This is a genomic window from Mucilaginibacter sp., from assembly GCF_025362475.1.
GTDB lineage: Bacteria > Bacteroidota > Bacteroidia > Sphingobacteriales > Sphingobacteriaceae > Mucilaginibacter.
In genome coordinates this window covers 41,056-60,099 of the sequence record NZ_JANYGH010000016.1, presented here as the reverse complement: position 1 = coordinate 60,099, position 19,044 = coordinate 41,056, and the positions used below count along the sequence as shown (strand labels likewise).

Here is a 19,044-nt window from a genome sequence, read left to right as displayed (position 1 = left end):
GCTCTACCAGAAAGGATTTTGCACCAGGTTATCATTTACCACAAGAGCAGTACTTGAAATTGGCCACAGGTAATCCCTGGTATTAAAAACAGGTATTTCCACATTGCGGGCACGATAATAATTGATCGCCTGATCCTCCTGTATGCTCCAGCCTCTTAACGGCGCGCTCAAAACAGATTGAAGCTCTTTCCACCGGCGTAAGTCCCAGCCACTCTGTCCTTCAAAACAAAGCTCTATCCTTCTTTCCTGGTGAATAATTGCTCTTAAGCCTTCTTTAGATTCTGGTTTTGAGGGAGTTCTAGAATAATTTGCCCATGAGCTAACTACACCATCTAAACCCGCCCGTGCACGTACCTGGTCAACGTATGATATGGCTTCTGATGTAGGTCCGTTTACTTCATTCAGTGCTTCTGCATATAACAGGTACAAGCCTCCCATACGCATTACCGGCATTGAATAGGTTACCCAGTTAAAACCATCATCATACACCGTAAGATAATTGGCGAGCTTTTTGGGCCAGTAGCCGGTAATATTTGTTTTTTGCGGGTTCTTGGGCCCTGCAACTGCGGTTATCCCCCTGGCTGGTACAAAACGGGCTTGTTTGGCATCTAAAACACCATCGCCAAACCAAATACCGCCATCAAAGCCTATACTGCCATAAAATCTTGGCTCACGATCAAAATGGGCCTTTATAGTTTGATATCCTTGTTTTATATAAAAGAAATTGGCTGCATCGCCTGTTCTTAACTGGTTACGGTTGGCATAATCCCAGGTTTTATCTTCGTCAATGGGAACTCCTTTATTGGTGTAGAAGAGTTCGGTGGTAGAAATTGGCACAGCAAAATAAGCCGGGTTTTGTCCCTCATTTTGATTGGCCTTTTGCGTTAACCTCGGGATACAATATTCCTGTCCATGCCAGTCGTTACTTAGGGCATAAATTAGTTCGGGGTTCGTATCCCATTTCTCCGTGAGTGCATTCTGAAAGGTCAATACCCTCTTTAAAGAATCAGGGAGATTGGTAACCCCACCTGCAGGAATAAAGTTGGTATTCAAATGCAGGCCGGCTGCCTGGCAATCGGCTATAGCTGTTTTACAGGCATCAAGCGCTTTTTGCCATTTGGTGGCATCATAAGCAGCAGGGAACAATGCCTTGCCGCTTTTATCCTTAAAGTTAGCATAGTCGGGATTACCGTTAAAAAGCGGGCTGGCAGCAGTCATCAATACCTCAGCTTTAATAGCTTCAGCCGCCGGTTTGGTTATCCTTCCAAGTTCTTTCGCCGGGTTTTCAATCGTCAACGGAAGATCGGGAATGGCCTGATCAAATAGTGCAATTATATAATTCACTACCTCATCAACAGATTGACGCTTGTACTTAACCTGGGCAGTTGACGCTTCAACAGGCAAATTCACATCAATAAGCGGAATGGGGCCATACAGCCTGAAAAGGCTATAATTGTAATAAGCTTTGAGGAATTTTGTTTCCGCAATCCACCTTTTCTTTTCTGCAGCAGTAAGATCCAAGGGCTTATCAATGTTCTCCAACATGGTGTTACATTTCCTGATAGCCTGGAACAGTGCCGTACCATTGCCAGAACCATCCCAGAAATTCAACCCGGGGTTGCCTACGTTTTGCGTACCGGTTATTAAGGTATAACCAGTGATATCAATCGGGTTGCTTGGCAGGTCAAGCGGAAAAATAATTTCGGAAGATGTGGTATTACCAGGGCTTCTGTTCAAATCATTAAGTTGCTGCTGCAATGCCGAATAACAGGTAAAAAGATAATTTTCGGCCTCATTTCTGCTTCTGAAAGCGTAATCAATTGTACCCACATTCGGCGGCACCACATCAAGGTATTTTTTACAGGAAGTGCCTGATAACATCAATACTAAAAGGCAGAAATATCTATAATTAAATTTCATAATCATGTTCATTTTATAAATTAACATTTACACCAATATTGTATACTTTTTGTATCGGATAGTTAAAACCGTTACCACCAAGTTCGGGGTCCCATAGTTTAAATGAGCTCCATGTAATGAGGTTTAAACCGTTGAAGTAAACCCTTAAGCTTTTTATACCCAATGCTTTTGATACTGATGCAGGTAAAGAGAAGCCCACTTCTGCCGATTTAAGCCGCATAAAAGACCCATCGCGCAGCCACCACGTACTGGCCTGCAGGTTGTTTTCAATATCGCTCCTGGTTGTTCCTAACCTTGGGTATGTTGCATACAAGTTCTGGTTACCTTCTGACCAATGATCATCCGCAAATTGTTTTACCAATTGCGTATTACCGTATACATAAGCTTCCTGGCTTGGTACAAACGGGCTAACCTGGTTGGGGTCTATAAAAAATGATACTCTTGCCTGTCCCTGGAAAAAAGCGGATAGGTCAAAGTTTTTATATTGTACAGATAGTCCGTAACCATATACAATTTCAGGAACCTGCGGATAACCAAGAAAGGTTTGATCGCGGTTATCAATAATACCATCGCCGTTAAGATCATGGTACTTAATATCGCCACCTCTTGGCGCTTTGCCGCCGGCTGAAAATATTTGCGTAGGCGAACTTTGCGCTTCAGCATCATCCACAAACAACCTATCGGCAATAAGCCCATACCCTTCGCGGATAGGCTGCCCTACAAAATGCCTGTATGCTTCAGGATAGTTTGGTTCTTCGTAATAAGTATACTTGTCTGTGGCAAGGGTTAAATTTCCCCGACCGGATATCGTCCATGATTTATTGATATTTTGCTTATAATCCATGGAAAGGTCAATACCTTTTGAATTGGCTTTACCTAAGTTGGCATATATAGGCGCTTCCAAACCAGAAGTTGTAGGGATATAAGATCGCTGCTGTAGTATATTATACCTGTTATAGTTATAAAACTCGGCCGTAATATTTAAATTTTTAAACATGGTTAACTCCAATGCAATGTTGGCCTGTTTGGATGTTTCCCATGTTACATTAGGATCGGGGTAGTTGTTGATACTTACACCGCCGTGCGCGTAGGCTGCGTTTGTTCCAAAAACAGCGTACCCGCCAGCATCAAGGTTTACGTCAGAAGCATAAAAAAAACGACGATCACTAATGGCATCATTACCCACCAAGCCGTAGCTTGCCCGTATTTTCATCCTATCAAAAAAGTTCCTGAATGGCTCAAAGAATTTCTCCTCAGATACCAGCCAGCCAGCACCAATGGTTGGGAAAAAACCATACCTGTGTTCGGCAGAAAACCGCTCCGAACCGTTCTAGCCAAAGTTAAACTCAAGGAAATATTTGCTCAGGTAATTATAACCCGCCCTGCCTGCAAGCCCAAGGTTGCGATGAGGGAGCGCATTAATAAGACTGCCCGCATTGGAGTATACCGTTTGCTGTCGTGTCCACACCAGGGTTGCCGAAATATTGTGACTATCCAGTTGCTTGCTATAATCCAAATTTCCCTGCAAATACACTTGGTTGCTTATTACCGGCGTTCCGCCATAATATTGGAGGTATTCAAGAGCATCACCGGGTTTGGGGTTAAGCCAGTTTAAAGTATAGGTATCATGACTTTTATCGTAGCTGGCTATGTTATAGTAAAATGGCTTGTACAGATAACTGGCATCAAAGTATGAATACCGGTTGGTACTGAAAATACCATGAAAATTTAACCCACTGGTAATAAAGTTCAGATTTTGGTTTAATTCTATTTGCGCCAATACCCTTGATTCCGAGGATGTTTTATGTCCCCTCAGCAGTTCGGCATAGGGGTTGGTAGCCGGTACGCCAATGTCAGTTGGTTTACCAAATAAAATGTGCTGAGTTCCCCTGTTAGCCGAATCGGCGGGATAGTATGCGGCAAAATCAACCGGACTTACATGTAACGCCAGCTTGTAAACATCCGAACTGAACGAACCACTGGTAGTTTGAGGTCCTGAGTATTCACTAAAAGTTCCGGAAAAGCGAAGAATGGCTTCCGTTGTTTTAGTAAGATTGAGGTTTACATTTGAACGCAGCTGGTAATTTTGAAACTTAACATTGTTATCATTATTATTTGCCAAATCCTGCTTTAAATTCCCATGATCAAGATTGTATGATCCTCCAACATAATAGCGGGCAAACGGGGTGCCCCCACTTACACTCAAATTTCCTCTTTGCGTTGATGTGCGGGGTTTTACTAATAAGTCTAACCAATCAACCGCAGGATAAACGTATTGGTTATAACCAGGGGTTTTGTTGATGGTATTTTGCGTATTGATGATCTTATCCTGGTTAAAACGTACAGGCAATAAAGGATCTCTGGATAGCGTGGCCTCATTATACAAATTCATGTAAGTAATAGGATCGGCAATCTGTAGTGATTGGGTATTTTGAGATATGGAATTTTCTACACGGAAGCTAATGAGCGGCGCCCCTATTTTACCTTGCTTGGTACTAACCAATATAACACCATTCGCTCCCCTGGCACCATATAATGCTGTAGCACTTGCATCTTTCAATATAGAGAAGCTTGCTATATCATCAACCTGCAAACGTGCAAGGTCATTGGTAGTAAGCTCGATATTATCGATCAGGATAAGCGGATCAACCTTGTAGCCGAAAGTAGTAACACCTCGGATAAAGAAGGTAGAATTATCCTGCCCCGGCTGGCCATTCCCCTGGAATGCGATAATACCTGCGGCCTGCCCGGCCAACGCATTAGTTAAATTGCTCGCCGGTATCTTTAGTTCGCCCGGCTTTACAGATGTAACAGAGCCTACTATGGCCTCGTTTCTCTCTTTTTTACCGTAAGCTGTAATGACTACTTCCTCGGCTTGCTTTACATCTTCTACTAAAACAATATTAAATAGCTTATTATCAGTACTGATAGTGAAAGTTTGTGAAACAAAGCCTACAAATGATACCCTGATAGTGGCACCATTCTTTACATCTAAAATGAACTTACCATTATTATCAGTAACCGTACCAACTTTAAGATTGTCCACTACAGATATACTTACCCCTGGCAAGGTTGCCCCTTTATTATCCCTTACTGTTCCGGTAACGGTAATATCTGCCATTATGGAAGTTATAGGATCATTGGTGCTATTTACCGATGCATTTTTAATAATTACCGATTTACCTTCAATAGTATAGGTAAGTTGTTGGTTGGTTAAGCAAATTTTAAGTGCATCTTCAAGCGATGTGTTTTGAAAATCCACATCTAACTTATGTGCATTTTTAATGCTTTTTGGCGACCAGAAAATATTGTATCCTGTTTGTTTGTTAATTTCTGTGAACACCTTTTTTAAAGAGACATCATTTTCCTTATAAGTGATTTTTTGAGAAAAAACCGCCGCGCTTGCTTGCATAAAGGCAAGAAAGAGGATAAATGTGGTAATCTTCATGATGAACAGAAATTTCTTGGCGTAGCCCGAAGGCATACAAATGTTTGTAGTAAAATTTTTATACATTTGTTAAGGCTGTTTTAAGTAAGAAATGTTATGACAATTGCATTCCGGTTTAAACAAAGCCATTGAGCAGGGGCATCGCGAGTGCTCCTGTTCTGCTTTATAAACCTTTTTTTGATCTTACATTAAGGGGGAATATTTGTATTTCTCATATTTAAATTGGATTTAATTGGTTGGTTTATTATTCTTAATTGACGGGGATGGTCTTGACTTGCTTATCTTAATAGTTGAGCCTTCAATGGTAAAATGAGCATCGCCGGTTTGTTCCATTATTTTAAGAAGCGTTGAAATATTGGCAAAACGGGTGGTTACCGCGCCAAAGGTTTCGTTCTTTAAACTTTCGTCCTGGTAAACAACTGTTACATCATACCATCTGGCAATACTTTTCATCACATTTTCCAGTCGTTCGTCGTCAAAGTTGAAATAGCCATTCTTCCAGGCGATAACTTCTTCTGTATTTACTTTAGAGATTTTGAAGTCATTGGTTAGTGTAGCCTGCTGACCGGGAACAAGCAGAGTGCTTTTACTACCGGCAGTTACACGAACTTTACCCTGTAATAAGCTGGTTTTGGTGCTTGCCTCATCAGCATAGGCGTTGATATTAAAATGGGTTCCTAAATCCTCTACCTCCTGCATTTCAGTTTGTACTTTAAAAGGAGATTTTTGATCATGAACAACTTCAAAATACGCCTCTCCTTTTAATTCAACCCGGCGCGCCTTTGCCGCAGCAAAGCTTAACGGAAATTTAATTGAGGAAAACGCGTTGAGCCAAACTTTTGATCCATCGGGCAAAATCACCTGGTATTGCCCACCTTTCGGGGTTTCAATGGTGTTATAGGCTATCGGGGCATTATTTGTCTGATCAGAATCTACCTTAGATTTTACGGGCTCTTTAATCGTATAAATAAGGTGGCCATTTGCCGTCTGTGTTACCCTGATACCGCTTTGACTGGCAATTTTTCCATTACCGGCATCGTTTAACGATATTTTTGAACCATCGGCTAAGGTTAATATTGCCTTATTGCCGCCGGGAGAAACATCATTTACTTTCGATAAAGCGTTATTGTCACTTCCTCCTTTTCCAGAAAACCGTGAGATTAAAACTCCCGTCGCGCCGAGCAATATCAAAATAGCCGCTGCTGCCAGCCAGGTTCTGTTTCTTTTATTTCTGCCGGCCGGCTTAATTTGACTATTAAGACGTGCGCGCATAAAATCGCCCACACTATCTTCGCTTTCGGGAAATTCTGCATCCTGATATGCCTTTTGGCGATACCAATTTAACAGTTCTTCTTTCTCAGCTTCTGAGGCAGTATTATCCCTGATTTTTTTGATTAAGCTGTAAATATGTTCCTGGTCCAATTGGTTATTGTGTTAGTATATACATGTACCATAAGGCATGGGGTTACCCTATATGGTTCAATAAAAAAAAAATAAAAAAAATTATGAGGCTGAATAATTTACCTGAACAGCATGTAAATGGTATGGAGTGCGATTAAAATGCTGAGGCCGTAATTTTTAAGTTCGCCTCTGATGATCTTTAATGCGCGGGTTAGAGTTGCTTCAACTCCCTTTTCGGTAATATTTATTTTATCGGCTATTTCGTTGTTTTTCAAACCCATTTCCCGGCTATAACGAAATACCAGGCGGCATTTTTCTGGCATTTCTTCTACAATTCCGTCAATATATTCCTGAAGAAAACGGGCATCTAACTTTTCTTCATCATCAATTAACTCATTAAATTGATAGTTTTGTTTTGCCAGTTCTAAACGTCGACTTTCCCTTTGCTGATATTTATATACACTAAATTTAACAGCAGTGGCCAAAAAAGCCGGCAGGTTTAAAACATCAACCAAATGACGCCGCTCCCAAAGCGAAATAAAAACTTCATGAACAATATCTTTGGCTACTGTCTTATCGTTACTATGATTCCAGGCTATTAAGAGCATTTTCTTCCAATACCTGTTATAAATTTCATTAACAGCTGTATGGTTATCTTTTTTGAGTAGATCGACTAATTCCGGATCGGTATAGCTACTTAAGTTCAACATCTATTTTATCCCGCCTTAAAATCAGTTGCAAAGCATAAACTTCAGGTGCCTAAGATCACCTGAAAAAGACGAGACTTTAGAATGGCATAAAAATAATTGCTTAAAAATTTTGAATTTGCCCCTAAGTAAATCTTCTTTCATTTTTAATTGGTTATTGACTGAAACGCGGCAGGACGCTTTCAACTTAAATAATAAGCACGCAAATATGCAATTTATTTTTATTGTAAAAACGTATCACCAGGAAGATTTCAGTTGATTAAGTCTATTTAACAAAAAATCCCAATCGATTGGGAGGTTACAAAATTATCGCTATTCAAAATATCCCGACCGAAAAAAACATAATCACCGTTAGTTTTTTAATTCCACTGGGCAGATAACCAAACTTTTTCTTGAATGCCTTTGTAAAATGATGCGCATTTTTATATCCCACTTCATAAGCAACCTCACGTACAGATCGTCCACCAGTTAAAAGCATTTTAGCTTTTTCCATCCGCAAATCATATAAATAGCCAAAAACAGTTGTTCCTAAAACTTCCCTGAAGCCTTTTTTCAATTTAAAATCATTCAGGCCTACTTTATGCGCCAGTTCTATCAATGAGCATGGATTTAGTAAGTTTTTCTCTACTATCATTTTTGCCTGATGGATCCGCTCAAGGTCATGTTCCTTTAAAAACAAATTTGATGACTGCATGGAGATGTTTTCAAGCTGATCCAACTCCAGGAAAAGCAGCTCCAGCGCTTTTGCCTCAAAATAAATATGATGATTTCCTTTTTTATGGATACAATACATCATACTCTGAATGATATCGCTCATTTGACGTGTTGTTGGCCTGCTTGACTGAAGTAAGATAAGTCGTTGGCTGGCAATTTCCGAAACTTCAGAGAGTTGCGCAATTACATCAGACACGATTCGTTTTAAACTGCCCTCCAAAAAATAAATACAAACGAACTTGAAATTATCCTTAACACCTACCGTGAATTTTGAATAACCCGAAGAAAAAATGCTGTGGTGTTGCCCCTCTTCAAAGATAAAACCGTCATCTGCTACAGGCAGCGACTTACCGGATAAGGTAAAGTTCATCATTAGGCATAACGAATTGATCTCTACTGTAATTGCAAGACCTTCTTTACAGCTGATATCAATATCAAAAATCATGATATCCGTTAATACTATGGGTTGTACTTTTAAATCGCCCCAATTGGCTGAATAGTTAAATATCGATTCCTCATTTGTACCTAAATCCCAAAGATCGCTTAGGGTATAATCATATGTGCCTGCTAAGGGCGAAGTAATCCTGATCATCATTAATCCGTATCGCGTTTATTATAATCCCGTTTGCGTTATCATGCTATTTATAAATCGTCCAAATTTGCATCATTATTTTTAATTAGTCTAAATAAATGCAAATAAAATATATCCTTTACGTTTTAGCTATGCCATTTACATTCAATATAGCCTATGCGCAAAGGCGGGATACATTAAAAAAAGACACTGTAAATATTAAGCAGTTGAAAGAAGTGGTAGTTACCGGCACACGCACGCCCAAAAGCCTGCAACAGGTACCCATACCTATAACACGGATTACGGCGGATGAAATAAAGAAAAAAGGTTTGGTACGATTAAATGAAGTTTTAGCAGAACAAACCGGCATGACCATTTTAGATGACCCGCACGGACAAGGCATACAAATACAGGGTTTTGATCCGGCCTATACAATGATCCTAATAGACGGATTACCTTTAATTGGCCGCAATACAGGTATACTGGAGCTTTCCAGAATCACCACTAATAATATCGACCGGATAGAAATTGTAAAAGGCCCTACATCTTCCCTGTATGGCAGCGAAGCGATGGCTGGTGTTGTGAATATTATAACTGCCGATCCTGTCAAAGGCATTTCGGGAGATGTCGCTACGCGGTATGGCACTAACAACACAGCAGACCTCACGTTAAATTCGGCCTATAAGAATGATCGGTTTTACATTTCGGGCTTTGCTAACCGATACAGCAGTGATGGCTATACGTTACAATCTTCGTCTGGCCTGCCTACGGTTTCCCCATTTGCTGGTTATACGCTGAATGGTAAATCATCTTATAAAATAGACGATAGAACAACGATCAAACTTTCGGTAAGATATTATACCAATGATCAGGATAGCAGGTACCTGGTAGATAACCGTTATGCCGGGGGAACGGGTACCGAAAAAGACTTTAACATAGCACCGGTTATCACCCATCGCTTTACGGATAAGCTGCTTTCTACGTTGCAACTCTACCGGTCTACTTATAAAACCAATTCTGATGTAAGGTATGAGGATGATAAATCGGTATATGACCAAACCTATTTTAACCAGGCCTTTAACCGTGCCGAATTGCAGAACGATTATGCGGTAAAGGATAATCTGAAACTAACCGCCGGAGCTGGCGGCCAGTATGAAACAGTTGAAGCCACACGATACACCAAATTACAATCATTCACTTCTGGCTATGGCTATTTCCAGGCCGACTGGCTGCCGGTAAAAAAACTGGATGTTATTGCCGGTGGCAGGTATGATATGCATAGCGTTTACAAATCGCAGTTTAGCCCCAAGCTGGCGGCAAGCTATGCGCTTAGTTCAAAGTTCACCGTATTGGGCTCGGCAGGCAAAGGCTATAAAGCGCCCGACTTTCGCCAGCTTTATTTAAACTTCACCAATGCCGAAGTTGGTTACAGTGTTTTTGGTTATGAAGAAGCAAGCGCGGGTATACAGCGCTTACAGCAGGCGGGGCAAATTGAAACCATATTGATAGATCCTGCTACGCTGAAAAGTTTAAATGCCGAAAGTTCTACCGCTTTTAATTTAGGTTACCGCTACAAACCTACAAATAAACTCTACTGGACAGCCAATCTTTTCCGCAACAACATTACAAATCTGATTGAAACAGCGGCCATCGCTATCAAAACTAACGGGCAATCCGTATTTTCTTACTTTAATCTCAATAAGGTTTACACGCAAGGCGTTGAAACCGACCTGAGCTACCAATTATTTAAACCCCTGCAGGTAGCAGCTGGCTTTCAATACCTCGAAGCTTACGACCAGGATGTATTAGACCAGATTGCCGCCGGCAAGGTTTTTACAAAAGACCCGGAAACCAACCTCACTAAGGTTATTAAAAGAAGCGACTACGGCGGCCTGCTTGGCCGGTCAAAATACACCTATAATGTTCGGGTAAACTACCAGGAAGATAAAACCGGTATTAATGCTTCCATAAGGGCGATCTATCGCGGCAGGTATGGTTATAAGGATACCGACGGAAACGGCATCGTAAATCGCAATGATGAATATACCAAAGGATACGTATTGGTTAACGCATCACTATCCAAACCCTTCCTCAAAGATGCCTTTAGGGTGCAGCTTACGGCGCAAAACCTGCTGAACTATAAAGATGCCCAGGTTATCCTTAACCTGCCGGGCAGGCTTATCTACGCTGGCATAACCTATAATTTCAATAAAAAATAACACACAAATTAAATAACAATTCAAACAATAGAACACATGAACAAATTCACAACTTTATCATTGGCATTAAGCAGCGCTATCATTTTACTGGCATCATCTTGCAGTAAAAACAGCGATGATCCCACTCCTGCAGTAAGTAAACTCACTACAAAAACCGTTGCCGATCTTGATGGCTCAACAGCCGCTGCTTATTACAGCCTTTCAACCGGCGCGCAAATTACCGGCGCCGATACAGCGTCAACCAAATGGGATATTAAATTTAAAGGAACGAGCATATTTATAAACGGCGGCACATCCGGTACCGGAACCACACAAGCCCAAATAGTGAGCAATACTTTTGAAACCTTAACTACAGCGCCCACAGCCAATTATAAATCGGATGCTGCAGGCACGCCTGCCATATCAGGATGGTATACCTACACAGCTACCACCGAGCCACAGCACGCTATACTTACAGTTCCGGGTAAAATAATAGTGCTAAAAACATCAGCGGGTAACTATGCTAAGGTTGAAATAATAAGTTACTATAAGGGTAACCCCAATACAACAACTGCCACGTTTGCTGACCTGGCAACTAGGCCGGCATCGCGCTTTTATACTTTCCGTTTTGCGTATCAAGGCGATGGCACTACAAGTTTTAAATAGTTTTTTTAGTTGGTTAATGAATGCTCCCCCGAAAGGGGGACTGTTTTTAAATTTTTGAAGATGAAAAAAATAATCATAGTAATGATGCTGGCAGTGTTTGTCACCGGCACAAAAGCCAGTGAACAAGTACCGGCTAATCAAAAGATCATATCTCTTAATGGTACGGTTAGTGAAATTTTAGCGGGCTTAGGTTTAGAGCACAACATTATTGGCACCGATGTAACAAGTAACTACCCCGAAAGCTTAAAAAGCAAACCCAAGGTAGGTCACAACCGCAATATCTCTGCCGAAGGCATTATTGCCCTGCAGCCTGATGTGGTGACCGGATTAACTACCGAAATAAAACCAGAATTGGCCGCTCAGTTAAAAACCGCGGGCATCAAACTGGTTTTATTTACCCAGGAGTTTTCGGCAGATGGCACCCGTAAACTAATTAAAGATGTTGCCGCTTCATTTGGCGGTCAGCAGCAAGCCGCAGGCATGATTAAAAAACTGGATACCGATCTGGCCGCAGCAAACAAGGTGAATAAAACAACTAATAAACCCAAAATACTGTTCATCTACGCGCGGGGAACCGGTACCATGATGGTTGCCGGGGATAATACACCTTTAACCAAGATCATTCAATTAGCAGGCGGACAAAACGCGGTAACGGGGTTCAATGATTATAAACCATTAACATCCGAAGCCCTTGTAGCCGCCAACCCGGATGTGATATTATTATTTAGCAGCGGTATGGAAAGTTTAGGTGGCGCAGCTGGTTTACTCAATGTACAAGGCGTAAGCCAAACCAATGCAGGCAAAAACAAAAAATTCATCACCATGGATGGTGAACTGCTAACTGGCTTTGGTCCGCGATTGGGGCAGGCTGTGGCACAATTATCACAAAAACTAAAATAAAAGTGTTTAAAAACCATCAACTGATCCTAACCGGGTTAACCTTGTTTTTGATAGCCGTGATCATTGCTTCGGTTTGTATAGGTGCGGTACACATCAGTCTGCCACAATTCTGGTCTATCCTTACTTATCATTCCGGCCTGAGTAAGGAGGTTTTGTTCAGCTCGCAGCAAACAGCAGTATTGTTCAGCCTGCGGTTACCAAGGGTATTGCTGGGCGTAATCATTGGCGCCGCCCTGGCCATTTCAGGCGCGTCCTTACAGGGTTTGTTTCGTAACCCGCTGGCCGAGCCGGGGTTGATTGGCATATCATCCGGCGCTACTTTGTTTGCCGCATTGATGATTGTTTTTGGCGGTCACCTGCTCAGTACCATTGGCAGTATTTACGGTTATTATGCATTGGCCGTTGCCGCATTTATAGGGGCTTTTGTTACCACCCTTACGGTTTACCGCATGGCCATGCACCAGGGAAAAACGGTGATAACCGCTTTACTTTTAACAGGGATAGCTATCAATGCACTCGCTTTCGCTTTTACAGGGCTCCTCACCTACCTTTCAACAGATGAACAGTTGCGTAACATTACCTTCTGGAGCCTGGGCAGTTTGGGCGGCGCCAGTTGGGTATCATTCAGCAGTGTGTTGCCATTTATCGCTCTCCCGCTTGTTGGTTTGCCTTTTATGGCCAAATCGTTGAATGCTATTGCTTTAGGTGAGGTACAGGCCGGGCATATGGGTATCCGTGTTAACCGTACAAAAAGAACAGTAATAGTCCTGGCCACAATGGCTGTCGGTGCTTCGGTGGCCGTGGCGGGTATTATCAGCTTTATTGGTTTGGTAATTCCTCATATCCTGCGGATGGCTTTTGGGTCTGATAATCGTTTGGTATTGCCCGGATCGGCCTTGTTAGGAGCCGCAGCCTTAACACTGGCTGATTTAATATCCCGTACCATTGTAGCGCCGGCCGAACTACCCATAGGAATTGTCACCGCACTTGGCGGCTCGCCCGTATTTATTTATATGATCTTTTCACAGCTTAAAAAACAGCAATTATGATAAGCGTACAAAATGTTTCGTATTCGGCGGGAAAAAAGCAGATACTCAATAACGTTAGTTTTGAGGTAACATCAGGAGAAATGCTGGCCGTGATCGGTGCCAACGGCGCAGGAAAAAGTACATTACTAAAACTGCTTTGCAGGGAAATCCACGCAGCTTCTGGTAACATCAGCTTAAATGATAGGGATCTTGTTTTGTATTCCATCAAAGAACTGGCGCAACTTCGGTCGGTACTAACCCAGCATAATACAGTAAGCGTAATGTTTACGGTTAAGGAACTGGTACTGATGGGGCGTTACCCCCACTTTGAAAATCATCCATCAACAAATGACATCGAAGTGGTGAACAAAGTGATGAATGAAACTGGTATAACACATTTAGCCGGACGCGATTATAATACCTTATCAGGCGGAGAGCAGCAGCGGGTACACCTGGCCAGGGTTATAGCCCAAATCTACGACTGTCCAAACGCTTTCCTCTTTTTGGATGAGCCTACCAACGGGCTCGATTTGTTATACCAGCAACAAATACTGCAACTGGCACGCAATATGGCCGACAGGGGGTATACGGTGATCAGCATTTTGCATGATATCAACTTTGCATCACGCTATGCGGATCAGATCCTGATTCTTAAAAACGGAGAAACAGTAGCTTTCGGGCCACCCCTGGAGGTGATCAATTGCGACAACATTCACCAGGCGTTCAACATTAAAGTAAAGTTAATGGATTGCGAAGGCTTTAAATGCCCGCTGGTTATTCCCAGCGGCATATTGATTTAATTTAATAAACAGATAAAAATGGAAAATATAACAGCATCAATAAAAGAACAATGGGCAGCCTTGAAATTAAAAGACCCCAAATTGCGCATCCGCGATGCCGCCAAACAATTAGGCCTAACCGAAGCTGAGCTGGTGAATACCGGCGTAGGTGAGCACAATACACTGCTTAATGCCGACTTCAAAGAATTACTGAAGGAAACCGCATCGCTGGGGTATGTAATGGCCCTTACCCGTAATGATTACTGCGTACATGAGCGTAAAGGCGTTTACAAAAAAGTGGGATTTAACGGCCATGTGGGTTTAGTGGTTACGCCTGACATCGACCTGCGACTGTTTATGACGCACTGGCATTTCGGCTTCGCGGTGAATGAAAACGACAGGCTGAGCCTGCAGTTTTTTGATGCCGATGGCAGCGCCGTGCACAAAATTTACTTAACAGATCAAAGTGACGTCGAAGCTTATCACCAATTGATTGCAAAATATGCGGCTGAAGAACAGCATCAGCTGCTGGCTATTCAACCCAGCCTGGAGACTCCCGCTGAAAAACCCGACAACGAGGTAGATATCAAAACTTTTAAAGATGCCTGGATAGCATTGCAGGATACGCATGATTTTCATGGTTTATTAAAAAAACATGGCCTAACCCGTACCCAGGCTTTAAGGCTGGCCCCAGACGGTTATGCTCAGCAGATCAGTTTAAATTCCCTGAAACAAATTTTAACCAAAGCTGCTGAAACAGCATTACAGATCATGGTTTTTACCGGGAGTGCCGGTTGCATACAGATCCATACCGGCCAAATAACAAAACTGGTACAAACCGGACCATGGTTTAATGTGCTTGATCCTGAATTTAATATGCACTTGCGCGAGGACGGCATAGCGGCCATATGGCTGGTTAAAAAGCCAACTGTTGACGGGCTTGTACATAGCCTGGAGGTTTATGATGGTGACGGCAATACCATTGTGCAGTTTTTTGGAAAACGCAAACCCGGAATACCCGAAAGTGAAGGTTGGAGAACTATTTTAAATGAATTAGCGAACGCAATTTAAAAAAGCAAGCCCTGTTTACCCGCGATAGCTATCTAACGGTTATCGTGGGTAAGACAGGCACAAAAGAATCTACCATGTGCCAGACTCAAATTCTAAGTCAAAAAGGAGCATCTGTGATCAGTCACTGCCCTGATTGTCAAATGATCAATATTTGGAACAACAACCTGATGTTGTATTTTACCCCACAACAGTTTAATAGTTTTAGTGACTTTATCACTAACCTCGTTTTCAGTGACCGCTCTTTCCCCTTTCCCGATGGAGAAGAAAGAGTGATACTTTGCACCCCCAACCGGGACATTAACTTTGTTTTTACGTTACAGGAATACAGAGAGTTATCCGAAGCAATGGAAGAAACGGTTTACCTGCGGGAAGTTTATCACTTACTAAACCAGTAAACTTATCCGCTCGCTACCTAATATTAAACGGATATATAACAATGATTAATCCCGCGATGGGTTTATACACAGTCACCCGCAGCCTTTAGCACCAGATTTGATGCAATTTTTCTATCTTGTCGCTCTATATTAAAATAGCTCATGATCAGATTTATGTTGACGACGGGTATCCTTTTCAGTATCCCTTTTTTTCTGAAAGCACAAAATAAAAGCACCACATTACCTGCTCAACTTGATTATCATCTCAGCTGGGACGGTAAATCACCAATCCTGAAAGTAAGCCTTGAATATAGCCCAGCAACCAAAGACAGTACCGTATTTATTTATGGCGACCTTAATTTTGGCGGACAAAAGGAAATTTTTAAGGTACTGCAAAACATCGATACTAAAGACAAAGTAAAGCTTACCCCCCTCGAAAGAAAAATAACTGTATACCATACCGGGGCCGGACTAAAGAAGATAACCTATACCATTAACGGGCAACTGGTTGGCGACCCCAAACGGGCAACGGTTGATGAACTGTTTAGGCCGCTGATTACCCCCGACATATTGTACCTGGTTCCTCAATTTTTCATGATTAACCCGGTGGGGCATTCCGCTGTTACCGCAAGTGTTCAATGGGATTCATTTCCGGCCGGTTTACCCTACTTTATCTCAACCGCAGCCGGAACTAACCCTTCCTTAAAACAAAGCATCCCTGTAAATAAAGAACAGGATGTGCTGATCCTAATGGGTGCCGGGTTGGTAATTAATACTTATAAAGTACATGGCATCCCCTATTATTCCATTACCTCAAAAAGGGATACCATCAATAACATAAAGGCCGAGCTTGAGCCTTTTTTTGCGCATTATTTCCCCGGTCTGCGGGATTTCTGGAAGGATGACCAGGCGCCTTATTATTACATTAGTATATTACCCTTACTATCAATTGATAAGCCCTGGGCTACCGGATATAGCCAGAAACATGGATTTGTAATGAGATACTCCGGAAAATTTGACGATAACAAAAAACGGGTACTGGCACATGAAACTTCACATTCGTGGATTGGAAATAATATGCAGATTGGGAATGATGAGTTTGACAACCAATGGTTCGGCGAAGGTTTTAATGATTATGTTATGCTGATTAACCTGGTAAAATCGGGCATCCAGGATAAAACTGCCTTCCTTGACTACGTAAATAAAGATAACTTACTGGCTCACTATAGCAGCAGTGTTAAAAACGCGCCAAACGATTCCATAGCCGCTAAGTTTTGGGTGGATAAAAACTATCAAACCCTGCCTTATAAAAGAGGATTCATTTATGCCTTTTACTTTGACAACCAGATTCGCCTTGCTTCTGGCGGAAAGCTATCGATCAGGGATTTTTTGCTCACCCTATTTAAAAGAAACCAGCAAATACACGCGGCAAACCCCACTGGTAATTTAACGCTGGATGATTATATTGCAGCAGCAGCAAAGTTCATCCCCGAAAAACAGGTGAGGGACGAAATAGAAACGAATATGATACAGGGCAAAACGCTGGATTTTAAAACCATTAAACTGATTGATGGCTTTAAAATTGATTACCGGGATAGTATACCTGTATTAGAAATCAGCGAAACGACTAATATAAAAGAGATTTATACAAGGTAGTTTTTCAAGGCCAATAAAAACGACCAGACTTTACTTGATAAACATGATGAAGAATAAAGACATTTCTGATAAACCAGGTTATAGCCTATCGCGCCGAAACCTGCTTTCTTTTTTGGGCGTGCTCCCCTTTGCACCCCGCATGTTAACCCACATGAGTGAAAGCCAGTATAGTGCGCAGAAAGTCTTATTAAATGAGGACACGCTTCCCTCCAAAAAGCTATTTGCCATTAAAGGAACATTTTTAAACGCGGCCTACACACATCCCATGAGCATCGGCAGTGCCGAAAGCATAAAAAGCTACCTGAATTTGAGGCTGGCTAATGGAAAGGCAGCAGATACCATTGATGAAGATCGAAATACGGCGCGCACTTTGTTTGCCCGCCTGATTAATGCCGATGCCGATGAAATTTCATGGGTTTCCAGTACCATGGCTGGCGAAAACCTGGTTGTAAATGGCCTGGGCTTGCCGGGAACAGGTGCCCGGATTGTTACTGATGCCTATCATTTTGATGGCTCCTTATACATGTACAACGAACTGGCAAAACAGGGTGCTGATGTTAAGATCGTTATTCCTAAAAACAACAAAATAAATTTGGCCGATATGGACGCGGCCATAAAACCAGGCACAAAACTGGTAGCCATTTCGCTGGTATCAATGATCAATGGTTTTCAGCACGATTTAAAGGCCCTTTGCAACATAGCACATGCCAGGGGAGCGTTGGTTTACGCCGATATTATACAAGCCGCAGGTGCGGTGCCTATAGATGTGCATGACAGTGGAGTTGATTTTTGTGCCTGCGCTACCTATAAATGGCTGATGGGCGATTTTGGTGCCGGTTTTTTATATGTACGAAAAGACAGACTTCCGTTAATAAAACGCAGCCAATTTGGTTATCGCCAGTTAAAAGACATGAAGTCACACATTTTTCCTTATGATAGCGCCGGAAACAGCCCCTTTGAATTTATCCAGGGCGAAAAGACCCGAAACTATTTTGAAGTGGGAACCCTGGGCAACGCCGCTGTGCCCGCGCTCATTTTTTCTTTAAATTACCTGCTCCATACAAGTGTGGATAAGATACAAAACTACCGCCAGCCCATGATTGATAAACTTCAGCAGGAGCTGGCCAGGCTGGGCTATCAACCCATGACGCCCCGCGAGTCTACTTCGCCAATTGTGAGTTTCGCCCTGGAAGGCGCTGAAAAAAAGCTTCATCAAAAACTGGCAACTGCCGGTATTAACATACAACTTTATGAAAACCGGTTCCGCATATCGCCATCGGTTTACAATACCATGAGTGATATTGACCACCTTATCAACGTTCTTTCCTGATTACGAAAGGGCCAAGAATATGCGGATCTCAATAATATCATCGCTGTTTTCAATGTAATTATCCCCGAGAGCCCTGGCTTAGCACGGATGATTACCAGGCATAACCCGTTCCCCTGTTTTTCACAATTTCCCTTGCTATTAATAGCCGCCAGATCTTTACTTTTTTTTAAAATCCGATTCAACATCAACCGCGTTGTTTTGGGAATAAAATAGTTCTGCCTCCTGCCATATTATAGTTGAGCTCCATTAAATAAAGGTTAAGCAATTGTAAAAATCAAGGC

13 protein-coding genes and 1 pseudogene are annotated in these 19,044 nt (G+C 42.1%); 9 read left to right on the top strand and 5 right to left on the bottom strand.

What is annotated here, in order from left to right; translation table 11 throughout:
• Positions 1 to 3: 3 nt before the first annotated feature.
• The 5 genes and pseudogenes from Q0R88_RS06035 to Q0R88_RS06015 all read right to left on the bottom strand — a co-directional run bounded on the left by Q0R88_RS06035 (position 4) and on the right by Q0R88_RS06015 (position 8,785).
• On the bottom strand, positions 4 to 1,920 hold the full coding sequence (locus Q0R88_RS06035) for a RagB/SusD family nutrient uptake outer membrane protein (protein ID WP_295713683.1): 1,917 nt from the start codon (positions 1,918 to 1,920) through the stop codon (positions 4 to 6).
• A gap of 13 nt (positions 1,921 to 1,933) precedes the next feature.
• Positions 1,934 to 5,332: pseudogene (locus Q0R88_RS06030) on the bottom strand (TonB-dependent receptor).
• Positions 5,333 to 5,596: 264 nt separating this feature from the next.
• Positions 5,597 to 6,790, bottom strand: coding sequence for a FecR family protein (locus Q0R88_RS06025; protein ID WP_295713680.1), 1,194 nt, complete (start codon positions 6,788 to 6,790; stop codon positions 5,597 to 5,599).
• A gap of 98 nt (positions 6,791 to 6,888) precedes the next feature.
• Positions 6,889 to 7,479: a sigma-70 family RNA polymerase sigma factor gene (locus tag Q0R88_RS06020; RefSeq protein ID WP_295713678.1), complete on the bottom strand. Its 591-nt coding sequence runs from the start codon at positions 7,477 to 7,479 to the stop codon at positions 6,889 to 6,891.
• A 313-nt stretch (positions 7,480 to 7,792) separates the two neighbouring features.
• A complete protein-coding gene (locus tag Q0R88_RS06015) occupies positions 7,793 to 8,785 on the bottom strand; it encodes an AraC family transcriptional regulator (protein WP_295713675.1) in 993 nt (330 codons plus the stop codon).
• 95 nt (positions 8,786 to 8,880) lie between these two features.
• Here Q0R88_RS06015 and Q0R88_RS06010 point away from each other — a divergent pair, with 95 nt between their 5' ends.
• The 9 genes from Q0R88_RS06010 to Q0R88_RS05970 all read left to right on the top strand — a co-directional run bounded on the left by Q0R88_RS06010 (position 8,881) and on the right by Q0R88_RS05970 (position 18,763).
• The gene (locus Q0R88_RS06010; protein ID WP_295713672.1) at positions 8,881 to 10,980 is read left to right on the top strand and encodes a TonB-dependent receptor; all 2,100 of its coding nucleotides are present in this window, start codon (positions 8,881 to 8,883) and stop codon (positions 10,978 to 10,980) included.
• Positions 10,981 to 11,016: 36 nt separating this feature from the next.
• The gene (locus Q0R88_RS06005) at positions 11,017 to 11,625 is read left to right on the top strand and encodes an HmuY family protein (protein ID WP_295713669.1); all 609 of its coding nucleotides are present in this window, start codon (positions 11,017 to 11,019) and stop codon (positions 11,623 to 11,625) included.
• Between the two features lie 60 nt (positions 11,626 to 11,685).
• Complete coding sequence (locus tag Q0R88_RS06000; RefSeq protein ID WP_295713667.1) at positions 11,686 to 12,525, top strand: ABC transporter substrate-binding protein; 840 nt, start codon at positions 11,686 to 11,688, stop codon at positions 12,523 to 12,525.
• A 2-nt stretch (positions 12,526 to 12,527) separates the two neighbouring features.
• Complete coding sequence (locus Q0R88_RS05995; protein WP_295713664.1) at positions 12,528 to 13,574, top strand: iron chelate uptake ABC transporter family permease subunit; 1,047 nt, start codon at positions 12,528 to 12,530, stop codon at positions 13,572 to 13,574.
• On the top strand, positions 13,571 to 14,353 hold the full coding sequence (locus Q0R88_RS05990; protein WP_295713661.1) for a heme ABC transporter ATP-binding protein: 783 nt from the start codon (positions 13,571 to 13,573) through the stop codon (positions 14,351 to 14,353). Before Q0R88_RS05995 ends, Q0R88_RS05990 begins: the two co-directional genes overlap by 4 nt.
• A gap of 18 nt (positions 14,354 to 14,371) precedes the next feature.
• Positions 14,372 to 15,403 carry a ChuX/HutX family heme-like substrate-binding protein gene (locus Q0R88_RS05985; RefSeq protein WP_295713658.1) on the top strand — a complete coding sequence of 344 codons (1,032 nt, stop codon included), beginning with the start codon at positions 14,372 to 14,374 and terminating at the stop codon, positions 15,401 to 15,403.
• A gap of 74 nt (positions 15,404 to 15,477) precedes the next feature.
• Positions 15,478 to 15,798 carry a DUF6686 family protein gene (locus Q0R88_RS05980; protein WP_366086822.1) on the top strand — a complete coding sequence of 107 codons (321 nt, stop codon included), beginning with the start codon at positions 15,478 to 15,480 and terminating at the stop codon, positions 15,796 to 15,798.
• 141 nt (positions 15,799 to 15,939) lie between these two features.
• Positions 15,940 to 17,433 carry a M1 family aminopeptidase gene (locus Q0R88_RS05975; RefSeq protein ID WP_295713652.1) on the top strand — a complete coding sequence of 498 codons (1,494 nt, stop codon included), beginning with the start codon at positions 15,940 to 15,942 and terminating at the stop codon, positions 17,431 to 17,433.
• 43 nt (positions 17,434 to 17,476) lie between these two features.
• Positions 17,477 to 18,763 (top strand): aminotransferase class V-fold PLP-dependent enzyme, encoded by a 1,287-nt coding sequence (locus tag Q0R88_RS05970; protein ID WP_295713649.1) that lies wholly within the window; start codon positions 17,477 to 17,479, stop codon positions 18,761 to 18,763.
• The last annotated feature ends 281 nt before the right edge of the window (positions 18,764 to 19,044 follow it).

Bases quoted from the DNA above. Each gene is read 5' to 3' on its own strand.
- Q0R88_RS06020 (WP_295713678.1), bottom strand. From the start codon at position 7,479: ATGTTGAACTTAAGTAGCTATACCGATCCGGAATTAGTCGATCTACTC.
- Q0R88_RS05990 (WP_295713661.1), top strand. From the start codon at position 13,571: ATGATAAGCGTACAAAATGTTTCGTATTCGGCGGGAAAAAAGCAGATA.
- Q0R88_RS06005 (WP_295713669.1), top strand. From the start codon at position 11,017: ATGAACAAATTCACAACTTTATCATTGGCATTAAGCAGCGCTATCATT.
- Q0R88_RS06010 (WP_295713672.1), top strand. From the start codon at position 8,881: ATGCAAATAAAATATATCCTTTACGTTTTAGCTATGCCATTTACATTC.
- Q0R88_RS06015 (WP_295713675.1), bottom strand. From the start codon at position 8,785: ATGATGATCAGGATTACTTCGCCCTTAGCAGGCACATATGATTATACC.
- Q0R88_RS05970 (WP_295713649.1), top strand. From the start codon at position 17,477: ATGATGAAGAATAAAGACATTTCTGATAAACCAGGTTATAGCCTATCG.
- Q0R88_RS05985 (WP_295713658.1), top strand. From the start codon at position 14,372: ATGGAAAATATAACAGCATCAATAAAAGAACAATGGGCAGCCTTGAAA.
- Q0R88_RS05980 (WP_366086822.1), top strand. From the start codon at position 15,478: ATGTGCCAGACTCAAATTCTAAGTCAAAAAGGAGCATCTGTGATCAGT.
- Q0R88_RS05975 (WP_295713652.1), top strand. From the start codon at position 15,940: ATGATCAGATTTATGTTGACGACGGGTATCCTTTTCAGTATCCCTTTT.
- Q0R88_RS06035 (WP_295713683.1), bottom strand. From the start codon at position 1,920: ATGAAATTTAATTATAGATATTTCTGCCTTTTAGTATTGATGTTATCA.
- Q0R88_RS06000 (WP_295713667.1), top strand. From the start codon at position 11,686: ATGAAAAAAATAATCATAGTAATGATGCTGGCAGTGTTTGTCACCGGC.